We start from the raw sequence: 11,955 nt of genomic DNA, 5'->3' as shown, positions 1-11,955 counted from the left end.
TTTAGCAGGTCGCAAATATAAACTAAGGAACATGTAAAATACCACCCTCAAGGCATCCTGCTTTCATATCTTATTCACGACTTATACACACAGAAATACCCATTCTTTGCCCATGGCGGGTTTGTGGACAAAAAGCGTTGATTTGCAGCAATAATGACCTTGAATATTAAACTTAGCCTTCGTAAATAACACCCGAAGTAGGGGTTTCATGGAGTTCGATTCGGATCATTTTGGGAAGGGAAGGTTTCAATTGATTCCAGATCCAAACAGCAATCAGTTCACAAGTTGGATTGTCAAGTCCGGGAACATCGTTCATACATTTGTGGTCTAGTTGAGCAACCACCGGTTTCACGATAGCTTTTAGCACCGCGAAGTCCATTACCCAGCCTAAAACGGGGTCGGGTTGGTCTTCAATCCACACTCGCAAACGATAGGTATGCCCATGCATATTTTTGCATTTATGCCCTTCAGGAACATTGGGAAGAAAATGCGCAGAATCAAAAGTAAACTCTTTAAAAATCAGCATACCGAATAATTGAGGCGCGAAGTTACGATTGTTTTCGAATCTTTAAACAGAAGAGCTCATTTTTGAAACCTATGATAATCAAACACTTAGCAACTAGTTTAGCTAAATTGTTAATTATCAATTAATAATTAGCAAATCCGGTTTTCCTTCGTATCTTCGTATCGTTAATTTGAGTGTTATCGCATTTGTTAAGTGAATGATTTTCTGCTAGTTTTTTTCCGCTAATAGGTTAGTCTTCTTTACAAGCTTTCTCTCAAGTATTTATTTATTTATTATTTGATTCAAGAATGAACATTTATGTTTCAAACTTAAGCTTCAACGTACAAGATGAAGACTTAAGAAGTTATTTCGCTGATTATGGCGATGTTACATCTGCTAAAGTGATTACAGACAAATTCACAAGACGCAGTAAAGGTTTCGGATTCGTAGAAATGAGCGATGATGAAGCTGGTCAAAAAGCAATCCAGGAGTTGGATGGTGCAGTTGTAGACGGAAGAACCATTAAAGTAATGGTTGCTCGTCCAAAAGAAGAAAGACCTTCTAATGGTAACAACAACAACAACCGCCGCTCATTCAGCAATAGCAATAGCCGCTGGTAAGAATTAAAAAATCCCGCTCAAATTGAGCGGGATTTTTCTTTTAGCATCGCACCGAACTCAAGTCCTCGCGACAAAGCCGATACAGCCATTGCAATTCTTTTCACACGGGTGGCATCCGTTTTCGCAGCCTGCACCCATTTACTATAATAATTTTGTGTTCCTTTTGTAAATTTTGAGAACATCTCAAAAGCAGCAGGATCGTCTTTGATACAATCAACCAACTCAGTATCAAGTTTATAATCCTCTTTATCTTCACTTAAAGTAACGGTTACCATTGCGCCTTCTTTCTTCCGAATTTGCTTTCGCATATCTCCGTTCAAGGGCATAATAAAGGAACCATTCCCCATAGGTAGTAAACTGACTTGCTTGATCTTATATTGATCTATCTTTCCTTTTACTTTAAATGAAACTTTTGTTTTGGGCTTAATTTGCGCTGCAATATCTGCCGGAACTTCAATATAGGTCCACCCTGATTTCTCTCCTTTCTTATCGAACTTATAAATATTGGTTGTATAAGTAACCATAACAATTATTGATTCAAATAAACAATAAGAGCTGTTACTTGATCTTCATTCTTTAATTTGTATTTCTTCTCCGCCATAAACGCGTCAATAGCGGCAGCTTTTTCGGGCAGCGCTTCTTTTAAACTTGAGGCCGATAGTCGGATACGTATGATTTTATTGGTAGCCGGTAAATATAAAAAGTAGTTCTCTCCTTCTTTATAAACCATTCTTTTAGCTTCCCCTATCGCATTCTTTTCAAACATCGTTTTGTATTTGTGCTTCAACAAATGAACTTGTTGGCCTTCCGCAAGAATTTCATAGAATGTTTCTGCGTTCTTTTTTTCAATGGCGGGATAGCCGCTTTTATAATGTCCGGTGGCAGTATTTTCAGCATCCACATTGAACGATATTACGAACTCGCTAACAGTATCGGTAAAAAGGAATACATTGTTATTCTTTCGAAAATAGAGCTGGTTTTCGTATAAATTAAACTGCAGATCAATTGATTTGATCCAATAACCGTTTCTAAGACGTACCAATCCTTTTCCCCAGTTCTCATTTAAAAAGGGGTGGCCTTCTGCATTTTGGGGGATACTTGTTAAAGGCTTTCCACTAACATCATAAGCTTCCAGTTGAAGACTATTATGATTATTCACAGTTTGAGCATTGCTGAATTGTATGCTCAATATGAATCCAATTAGGATACTCCATTTTTTCATAGCTATACTTTTAATTTGCTTTTGATTTGACTTAATATTATTGAAGACTGATTTTATTTTCAAATAACCAATCTTTTAACCGATCGGGCCAAGCCTTTATCGAACGTAAACTTGTTCTTTTTCCCATATTAAAAGCGTGGTCTCCCTGCTGGTACAAATGCATTTCCACCGGCAACTTAGCTTCTCTGTATTTATTGAGAAGCGCTACAATGGTTGCTGAACAGCACTCGTCATTATCGGCTGCTACTAAAAAGGCCGGAATTGGGTTCAGTCTGGGAGAAGCCTCAGCAATCCCCAGGGGACCCGGGTATACCAAAATTTGAAAAGCAGGCAACGAACTAACTTTGTTAAGAGCTTCGTTCGTTTTGATCGATTGATAAGCAACCCAATTCACCATTTCACCTCCTGCAGAAAAGCCCATCACTCCTACTTTTGCGGAGTCCAAATCCCAAGCTTTGCACATCCTTTTTACAAGCTTTATAGCTTGAGCCGCATCTTGTTTGGCATCAGCGTCTGTGAATAGGTCGGGATGTTCTCGAAACAAGCGATATTTCACGACTACTGCTGTGAGGCCCTGTTCGTTCAAGAAAACTGCGGCGTCTCGCCCTTCAGAATTGTAGACCAGTATTCGATGGCCTCCTCCCGGAAATATGACAACAACCGCCTTCGATCTGTTGCCTCCTTTGGGAAAATAAACATCAATTGAAGGGTGATGTATATTGGTCAGCAGACCGTTTTCATATTTCGGAACTTGATCCAATTTAATTTGTGGGCGATCACTCCATAAATAAATGCTTGTATCGGGCATTTGCGCAAACAAATTGGCGCTAATGAAAACACATACAATTAGCGAGATAAGTGGCTTCATGATTACTGATGAAAACTTTGACCAATAAATTGAAGTGCGTCAACAATCCCTGTTCTCCAATAGGTCCATGTATGGGCACCTTCTCTTACTCTAAATTCGTGCGGCACCCGTTTTTCAGTGAGGGCGATGTGGAGCAAGCAGTTTCCTTTTGTCAAGAAATCGTCGTCACCACAATCGATCCAATAGCGAACTTTACTGAGATCGCCGGCCGATTTTTGTTCTACAATTTTCAGCACCGAATTGTCATACCAAGCTTTAGTGAGCCTGTCTTTGCCCTTAAGATTTCTTCCGTATAATGGACCAAAAGGGAAATTCCAAGACTCATCTCCCAAAGTTTCGATGGCATTATCATCGAGTACCGCAGCGCTTAATGGCGCAGCTGCTGCAAACAGTTCCGGATACTTTAAAGAATAAATCATAGTACCGTAGCCACCCATTGAAAGGCCGGCTATTCCGCGGAAACGTTTTTCTTTTTTGATACGGAATGTCTTTTCAACGGTTGGAATAAACTCTTTGATAAAGAAATCTTCGTACTTATCTTTTCCGTCATACGAATTGATATACCATGTTGAATCCGCATCTGGCATTACTATGATCATTGGAGGAATGGTGCCTTCCGCAATTGCTTTATCGGCGTATCGATTTACTTCTCCGAATTGCAGCCAACCGGTATTATCATCGGTATACCCATGCAGCAGATAAACAACCGGGTAGGTACGTTCAGAGCTTGCATAATCGGCGGGCAGATAAATGGTATAGCGAACTGAATGATTTAGGATCGTACTCTTTACAGAAAGTTCTTCAATTACTTTACCGGTAGTTTGAGAAATAGTTGGAGCGGCTATTAGGAAAAGGCCGAGTAGAAACACAAGTTTTCGCATCGTTATAATTTTCCAGAAAGTTACATAAAAAAAAAGACCCGGTATTTACCGGGCCTGTAATTATGCTCGTTGCTTTGACGCAGGTTTCTTTTTTGTTTTTTTCAACGCTTCATCAATAGCTTTTGAGAGGTTCTCGTAAGTAGGTTTACCTGAAAAAGGTACATCGTTGATGAAGAACGCCGGAACTTCCTTTACACCTCTATTGATTCCCTCTTTAAGATCTCCTTGCACTTGCCAACCGAATGTTGCATTCACCAAGTCATCCAAAAACTTCTTACTGGTCACTCCTGCTTCTTTCGAATGCAGTTTAAGTGAGGTAGTTCCCAAGTTTCTACGATTTGCAAACAATACATTGTGCATTTCCCAGAATTTGCCTTCCTGGGCTGCTGCAACCGCTGCCTCAGATGCTTTTAAGCTTTTTTGATGCACTTTGGTCATAGGAAAATGTCGGAAATTCAACCGAATTTTACCTTCGTAATTATCTAGTAATTGTTGTACAACTTGGTTCACTTTCGCACAACCTTCATCTTCATAATCACCGAATTCCATTAAGGTTACAGGCGCGTCTTTACTTCCTACAAATATGTCTTTCGGTTCAATTATATCTAGCTCTTCTTTCTTAAATGCCATAACTTTTGAGTTTATTGTTTAACAAAACCCTGTACTCTATAACATCAGTTCCACAGTTTTGTTGACGGGTAACGGATCAAATTTGAGGGCGAAAGGTAGGGGAATTTGATTCCCGTGGCAATATCTCTGGGTAAAAAAACCGTTAAATCATGTAAGTAATTAATAATTAATATTTAATAATTATATATTTAAATATATATATTGTTAATTACTCAATTTTAGCTGTTCGGGGCTTTCGTTTCTAAAAACGACGGTTCCATCGAAAACATCGACTAAAACAGGCTTCTGTTTATCGACACTGCCACTCAGTATCTTTTTACTCAGTTCATTCACAATCAGTTTTTGAATCAATCGCTTTAAAGGTCGTGCTCCGAACTGAGGATCGTAACCTTGCTCTGCCAAATACGCTAAAGCATATTCACTGAAATCGAGTTGAATTCCATTCTCGGCTACCAACTTCTTCAAGTGGTTCAATTGAATATTTACAATGCCGGCAATCTGTTTTTTTAGTAGCGGATGAAACAGAATGATCTCATCCACACGATTCAAGAACTCAGGTCGGATGGTATCTTTGAGAAGGTTCATCACTTCTACTTTTGCTTTTTCCGTTGCTACATCCACGTTCTTCTCATTAACATTTTCAAATGCCTCCATAATGAGATGACTGCCGAGATTGCTAGTCATAATGATGATTGTATTTTTGAAATTCACCACACGTCCTTTGTTATCCGTCAATCGGCCGTCATCAAGAACTTGCAGGAGTACATTCCAAACATCGGGGTGAGCTTTTTCAATTTCGTCGAGCAATACTACACTATATGGTTTTCTTCTTACTGCTTCAGTTAGCTGTCCGCCTTCATCATATCCAACATAACCCGGAGGTGCACCAACCAAACGCGATACCGTATGCTTTTCTTGATATTCACTCATATCAATTCGTGTCATCATCGATTCATCGTCGAATAGAAACTCTGCCAGCGCTTTTGCCAATTCAGTTTTACCAACGCCTGTTGTTCCAAGAAATATAAAGGAACCGATAGGTTTTTTGGGATCTTGCAAACCGGCACGGCTTCTACGAATGGCATCCGCAACGGCTTCAATTGCTTCCTCTTGACCTACCACTCGCTTTTGCAAATGCTCTTCCAAATGAAGTAATTTTTCACGATCGCTTTGCATCATTTTAGAAACAGGTATACCTGTAGCTTTTGCAATACTTTCGGCGATATCTTCTGCATCAACTTCTTCTTTCAATAGTCTTTTTTCGGTAGACTGTGCCAATTGCTGATTCAGGTTTTCAATAATGGCTTCTTGTTCTTTTATTTTGCCATAGCGGATTTCAGCCACCTTTCCATATTCCCCGTTTCTTTCTGCTTGCTCAGCCGCGGTTTTAAATTGTTCAATAGAAGCTTTGGCCTGTTGTATTTTTTCAACCAATTCCTTCTCCCCTTTCCATTTTGCTTTCAATGTATCACGTAATACAGAAAGGTTGGCGATTTCGGTATTCAGTTCTTTTAGCTTAGCCTCATCGTTTTCACGTTTAATTGCTTCGCGTTCAATTTCGAGTTGACGAATTTGACGCTCTAAAGAATCCAGTTCTTCCGGCATACTATTCATTTCTAAGCGTAGCTTAGCCGCACTTTCATCAATTAGATCAATGGCCTTGTCAGGCAAAAAACGATCGGTAATATATCGTTGCGACAATTCAACCGCTGCAATAATGGCCTCGTCTTTAATACGTACATGGTGATGAGTTTCATAGCGATCTTTTAAACCACGCAAAATTGAAATAGCGTCTTCTACAGTTGGTTCATCGATCATTACTTTTTGAAAACGACGTTCCAAGGCCTTGTCTTTTTCAAAATATTTTTGGTATTCATTCAAAGTAGTAGCACCTACCGCACGGAGTTCACCTCTCGCCAACGCCGGCTTCAAGATGTTTGCAGCGTCCATGGCTCCTTCACCGCCTCCTGCACCTACGAGCGTATGAATTTCATCAATAAATAAGATGATACTACCATCGCTATTACTAACTTCTTTCACTACCGCTTTCAATCGCTCTTCAAATTCTCCTTTGTATTTGGCACCGGCAATTAATTGCCCCATGTCAAGCGCATAAATGGTCTTATTTTTTAATGTATCGGGCACGTCGCCATTAACAATTCGATGTGCAATGCCTTCTGCGATGGCAGTTTTACCAACGCCGGGCTCACCCACTAAAATTGGGTTGTTTTTTGAACGACGAGAAAGGATATGTAAAGTCCTTCTGATTTCTTCATCGCGACCAATTACCGGATCCAATTTTCCTTGCCTTGCCAAATCATTCAGGTTTTTAGCGTACTTGTTCAAAGCATTGAATTCTTGTGACTGCGTTTGAGAAGTTACATTTTCACCTTTTCTTAAATCTTTGATAGCGGCAATCAATCCTTTTTCAGTGAGTCCGGCATCTTTTAAAAGTTTACTGGAGGCATCAGAGCCCTGAAGTACTGCCAAAAGCAAGAGCTCAGGTGTTACAAACTCGTCGCCGAACGACTTAAGCGCCGCACCTGCCCTGAGCACCACGCTGTTTCCTTCTCTTGAAATTTGCTGCGCAGGTTCTGCTGATGTAGTGGGAAGCTTCTTGATGGCTTCTTCTAACCTACTCTCTAATAAGTTTATCGTTACATTATTCTTCTTCAACAGGTAGCTTACCGGTGATTCTTCTTGTTCCAGAAGGGCTTGCAATATGTGTTCCACTTCAATGGTTGGATTTTTGCCATTGAAAGCCAGTTGCTGGGCTTGTTGAATTGCCTCTGCTGCTTTGATGGTAAAGTTTCCTAGATTCATATAAATAAGATTTTAATTGTTGTTTGAGACCCTGAGCCAACTGTAATTAGTAAAATTTCATCTTTTTTTAAGAGGTACTACTTACGTTCTTGCTCTTTTGATCGTATGTTTATAGAAAGCAACAAATTGCAATCCAAGCTAAAAATCAAGAATTTATGTCACTAAAATCGAGAAAACACTGCATTTCCGTCATACTAATTGGGTTTTTCCTGCTGATATTACAGAAATCGGAGGCGCAGCAAGATTTCAGTTCATTGGATGCATTTTTTAAAAAATACCAGAAAGATCTTGGTGGCGATGCGGTGAGTATTATCATGAAAAATGGGAAAGTGCTGTATCAAAAAGAAGTTGGGGAGTTTAATGTAAAAACACAGGCACCCATTGCCAGTTGCAGCAAATGGTTGACAGCAGCAATGGTGATGACGTTAGTAGATGAAGGGAAAATACACCTTGATGACCCCGTGGCGAACTATATTCCCATCTTTAACAAGTATATGAAAAGCTATGTCACCATCCGACATTGCCTTACACACACAACCGGAATTGAAAGGGAAAGCAAATTAATTAAGAAGATCGTAGAGCGATCGAATTATCAAAATTTGGAAGAAGAGGTAAACGCAATAGCAGCAAAAGAAATTTCGAACAACCCGGGAGTAGAATTTTTTTATGGCGGCGTTGGATTGAATATTGCAGCGCGTGTTTGTGAAATAGTTACAAAGAAATCATTTGATCGGTTGGTTCAGGAAAAAATATTGAGACCGCTGAAAATGCGTTCAACGAATTTCACCAATGACAATGGTGGTGCTCCCAACCCAAGTGGAGGGGCTAAATCTACTGCACTTGATTATATGAATTTCTTACAAATGCTGTTGAATAAAGGAACATTTGAAGGGAAGAAAGTATTGAGTCCGGAGTCTGTTGAAATGATGCTGAAAGTACAGACGGCCGGTTTCCCCGTAAAATATGCGCCACCCGCAGCAGGAAACGCCCTTTATGGGTTTGGTGCTTGGATTCTCGATCAGGATGAAAATGGCAACGGTATTGTAGTTGCTTGTCCCGGTTTATTTGGAACTTGGCCTTATATCGATAGAAAAAGAAATTACGCCGCAATTGTTTTTGTAAAAAATCTTCAAGCCAGCCAAAGACGACAAATAATGGATGACTTTCAATCGAGGGTTGAAGGCATTTTGGACAGTCAATAAACAAAAAAGGGCCTAAGCACAGCTTTGGCCCTTTTTTATTGTAGTTTGTTCTTATTGATTAGAATAAAGCGTTTTACCCCCCACAATTGTTTTGATCACTTTGGTTGATTTGATTGCTTCTTCATCACAGGTCAATAGGTTTTTATCTAATATAACTATGTCGGCATACTTTCCAACTGAGAGACTGCCTTTCTCTTTATCTTGAAAAGAAGAATAGGCATTGGCCATGGTGTATGAATACAACGCTTCTTCTCTCGTCATTTTTTGTTCAGGATAAAAAGCTTCTCCATTTTTCTGTTTTCTTGTAACTGCGGCATAGATACAAGCGAATGGGTCAATTTTTTCAACCGGCACATCGGTTCCATTGGTTACCACTACGCCTGCATTCAGGAAGGCCTTCCACATATATGCACCATTGGCAGCACGTTCTTTTCCGAGTCTTTTTTCAACGAAGGGTGCATCACTGGTGCAATGGATGCTTTGCATTGAAGCGATCACATTCCATTGTTTGAATCTAGGAATTTCAGATGGGTTTACGTGCTGCGCATGTTCAACTCTCCAGCGATGATCAGAAGAGGGTTGCTTTTGAATTTGCTCTGCAAAAATATTAATGGTTTCACGGTTGGCTTTGTCACCAATTGCATGAACGCATAATTGAAGTTTATTTTCCCAGCAGAAAGCGGCAATTGCCTTTAATGAATCGATATTGAAGGTATTCAAGCCTACCCAGCCTTTTCTATCAGAATAAGGTTCTAACAACCAAGCACCATAAGAACCGAGGGCACCATCTAGAGACACTTTCACTGCTTGTACCGTTAGTTTGCCATTTCCGGCATCTTTGATTTTAAAAGCCTCTTTGTTTGTTTTTAAATTGGTATACCCTTCGCGAACCATCACCCAATGTCTTACTTTCAATTTACCAGAATCGGCCAATGCTTTCATCCAAGCAACTTGCTGAAAATTAGATCCGGCATCGTGAAAACTCGTGATCCCGTTTTTCAAACATTCACCCTCGGCCAAATCGAACATCTTGGCCCAAGAAGCATTTCTTTCTGCTTCAGAGCGTTGGTTTTCCCAAGTTTCGTAAGCTTGGTAAATGAGTCGTTGTGCTGTTTCTTCCAACACACCCACAATCTTCTTTTTACCATCTTTTACAATATCGCCACCGGAAGGATTGGCGGTAGCATCAGTAATACCTGAAAGTTCTAGTGCTTTAGCATTCACATAGCAACTGTGGCCACTAGCATGACTCAAAAAAACCGGATTATTGGGCGAAACAGCATCCAAGCTTTCATGATAGGGATAGCCCATATGGTTAGGTTGTGGCGCCGTATTCCATTTTTCTTGGTGCCAACCGCGTCCAATGATCCAGTCACCCGGCTTTGCCTTTTTTGCAGCTTCGGCCACCATTGCTACAATTTCGTCCCAAGATTTTGCTTCCATTAAATTGAGAGAAACCAAAGAACTGCCAAGTCCATGGATATGACCATGTCCTTCTATAATTCCCGGCATAACGAAATTACCTTTGGCATCTATTTTCTCGGTTTTTTCTGTTGCCATCTTTTGGATGTCTTCAGTTGAGCCTAGGGCCACAATTTTGCCATCTTTGATGGCTACAGCTGTAACATTTTTCTGAATTGAATCAGCGGTATAGAATGCTCCGTTGAAAATGATGGTATCAACGGATTCAGTTGTTTGAGGCTCTTTGCAAGCCTGAGTAGTTAGAAGTGTAAGTATTGACAGGGTCAATAGAATCTTTCTCATGCGCAATAGTTTGTTCGAAGATACGATGGATGGGCAAACAAAAAGGCCCGGATAAATAATTTATCCCAGGCCTTTTTTAAATTCAAATCAATTTCTAAATATATTGATTGATGATGTTTTCCAACCATTCTTGTTTACCGCTGCGCGCTTTGGGTTCTCCCAAATCAATGGCGAGTTTGCGGAGGTCTTCAAGTTTTAATTTTCCTTCTTCGAAATCCTTTCCGGCGCCTGAATCAAATGAAGCATATCGCTCCGTTCTGAACTTTTTGTAAGGCGAATGATTCAAGATATTTTCTGCAATGATAGCTGCACGGGCAAATGCATCCATTCCTCCAATGTGAGCGAGGAAAATGTCTTCGAGATCAGTTGAGTTTCTTCTGGTTTTAGCGTCAAAGTTTACACCGCCTCCGGCGAAACCACCTGCTTCGAGAATAATCAACATGGTTTCAGTTAACTCGTTCAAGTTCATGGGGAATTGATCGGTATCCCATCCATTTTGAGCATCGCCGCGATTGGCATCGATACTTCCCAACATACCCGCGTCTGCAGCCACTTGAAGTTCGTGTTGGAAGGTATGCCCTGCAAGCGTAGCGTGGTTTACTTCGATGTTTAACTTGAAGTCTTTATCTAACCCATATTGACGCAAAAATCCTACTACGGTAGCTGCATCGTAATCGTACTGATGTTTGGTAGGTTCGCAAGGCTTGGGCTCAATAAAGAATACACCTTTAAACCCTTGACTTCTTGCGTAATCACGAGCCATGGTTAAAAATTGACCTAGGTGATCAATTTCTCTTTTCATATTTGTATTTAGCAGCGTCATGTATCCTTCTCTTCCACCCCAAAAAACATAATTCTCACCATTCAATGCGATGGTTGCATCGATGGAATTTTTCACTTGAGTACCTGCGTAAGCAACCACGTTAAAGTCTGGATTGGTAGAAGCCCCATTCATGTAGCGAGGATTAGAGAATACATTGGCGGTACCCCACAAAAGTTTCACACCACTAGCGGCTTGCTTTTCTTTTGCATAGGCAACAATTTGTTGCATACGCGATTCATATTGAGCAATCGTATTTCCTTCGTCCACCAAGTCAACATCATGAAAGCAGTAATACGGCACACCCAGTTTTGTAAAGAATTCAAATGCTGCATCCATTTTATCAAATGCTCTTTGCATAGGATCCGAAGACGCATCCCATGCAAAATGTTTAGTACCGGGTCCGAATGGATCACCACCTGTATTGCAGAAGGTATGCCAGTAGCAAACAGCGTAACGTAAGTATTCTTTCATTGATTTGCCGGCAATGGTGCGATTTTCATCGTACCATTTAAAGGCCATTGGATTGTCACTTTTAGGTCCTTCATAGTTGATTTTTCCGATACCGGAAAAAAACTCTTTGTTGCCAAGTGTAATACTCATATACTTTAGGTTTATAA

The 11,955-nt window shown here is 40.3% G+C and carries 11 protein-coding genes; 2 read left to right on the top strand and 9 right to left on the bottom strand.

The window, feature by feature from the left end:
* Positions 1–172 precede the first annotated feature (172 nt).
* A complete protein-coding gene (gene queD, locus ACQ2HE_RS06055) occupies positions 173–526 on the bottom strand; it encodes a 6-carboxytetrahydropterin synthase QueD (RefSeq protein WP_430897398.1) in 354 nt (117 codons plus the stop codon).
* A gap of 287 nt (positions 527–813) precedes the next feature.
* Here queD and ACQ2HE_RS06050 point away from each other — a divergent pair, with 287 nt between their 5' ends.
* Positions 814–1,125, top strand: coding sequence for an RNA recognition motif domain-containing protein (locus ACQ2HE_RS06050; protein ID WP_430897400.1), 312 nt, complete (start codon positions 814–816; stop codon positions 1,123–1,125).
* Between the two features lie 17 nt (positions 1,126–1,142).
* Here the strand turns inward: ACQ2HE_RS06050 and ACQ2HE_RS06045 are convergent, their stop codons facing one another.
* The 6 genes from ACQ2HE_RS06045 to clpB all read right to left on the bottom strand — a co-directional run bounded on the left by ACQ2HE_RS06045 (position 1,143) and on the right by clpB (position 7,549).
* Entirely contained in the window at positions 1,143–1,649 is a 507-nt protein-coding gene (locus ACQ2HE_RS06045; protein WP_430897402.1) for a DUF1905 domain-containing protein, read from the bottom strand.
* 5 nt (positions 1,650–1,654) lie between these two features.
* Positions 1,655–2,347: a hypothetical protein gene (locus ACQ2HE_RS06040; protein WP_430897404.1), complete on the bottom strand. Its 693-nt coding sequence runs from the start codon at positions 2,345–2,347 to the stop codon at positions 1,655–1,657.
* 37 nt (positions 2,348–2,384) lie between these two features.
* Positions 2,385–3,215, bottom strand: coding sequence for an alpha/beta hydrolase (locus ACQ2HE_RS06035; RefSeq protein ID WP_430897406.1), 831 nt, complete (start codon positions 3,213–3,215; stop codon positions 2,385–2,387).
* Positions 3,216–3,217: 2 nt separating this feature from the next.
* The gene (locus tag ACQ2HE_RS06030; protein WP_430897408.1) at positions 3,218–4,096 is read right to left on the bottom strand and encodes an alpha/beta hydrolase; all 879 of its coding nucleotides are present in this window, start codon (positions 4,094–4,096) and stop codon (positions 3,218–3,220) included.
* A 60-nt stretch (positions 4,097–4,156) separates the two neighbouring features.
* Positions 4,157–4,726 (bottom strand): DsbA family protein, encoded by a 570-nt coding sequence (locus tag ACQ2HE_RS06025; protein WP_430897410.1) that lies wholly within the window; start codon positions 4,724–4,726, stop codon positions 4,157–4,159.
* A 204-nt stretch (positions 4,727–4,930) separates the two neighbouring features.
* Positions 4,931–7,549, bottom strand: coding sequence for an ATP-dependent chaperone ClpB (gene clpB, locus ACQ2HE_RS06020; protein WP_430897411.1), 2,619 nt, complete (start codon positions 7,547–7,549; stop codon positions 4,931–4,933).
* Between the two features lie 155 nt (positions 7,550–7,704).
* On the opposite strand from clpB, the gene ACQ2HE_RS06015 reads away from it, so the two are divergent.
* Positions 7,705–8,751: a serine hydrolase domain-containing protein gene (locus ACQ2HE_RS06015; protein ID WP_430897413.1), complete on the top strand. Its 1,047-nt coding sequence runs from the start codon at positions 7,705–7,707 to the stop codon at positions 8,749–8,751.
* Between the two features lie 51 nt (positions 8,752–8,802).
* Here ACQ2HE_RS06015 and ACQ2HE_RS06010 read toward each other — a convergent pair whose 3' ends face one another.
* Positions 8,803–10,515 (bottom strand): amidohydrolase, encoded by a 1,713-nt coding sequence (locus ACQ2HE_RS06010; RefSeq protein ID WP_430897415.1) that lies wholly within the window; start codon positions 10,513–10,515, stop codon positions 8,803–8,805.
* 94 nt (positions 10,516–10,609) lie between these two features.
* Entirely contained in the window at positions 10,610–11,938 is a 1,329-nt protein-coding gene (gene xylA / locus ACQ2HE_RS06005; protein ID WP_430897417.1) for a xylose isomerase, read from the bottom strand.
* Between the last annotated feature and the right edge of the window lie 17 nt (positions 11,939–11,955).

The sequence above is a fragment of the Endoryza foliicola genome, from assembly GCF_050589245.1.
GTDB lineage: Bacteria > Bacteroidota > Bacteroidia > Chitinophagales > Chitinophagaceae > Endoryza > Endoryza foliicola.
The sequence above is the reverse complement of the archived record's forward strand: the minus strand, read 5'-3'. Positions and strand labels throughout refer to the sequence as shown.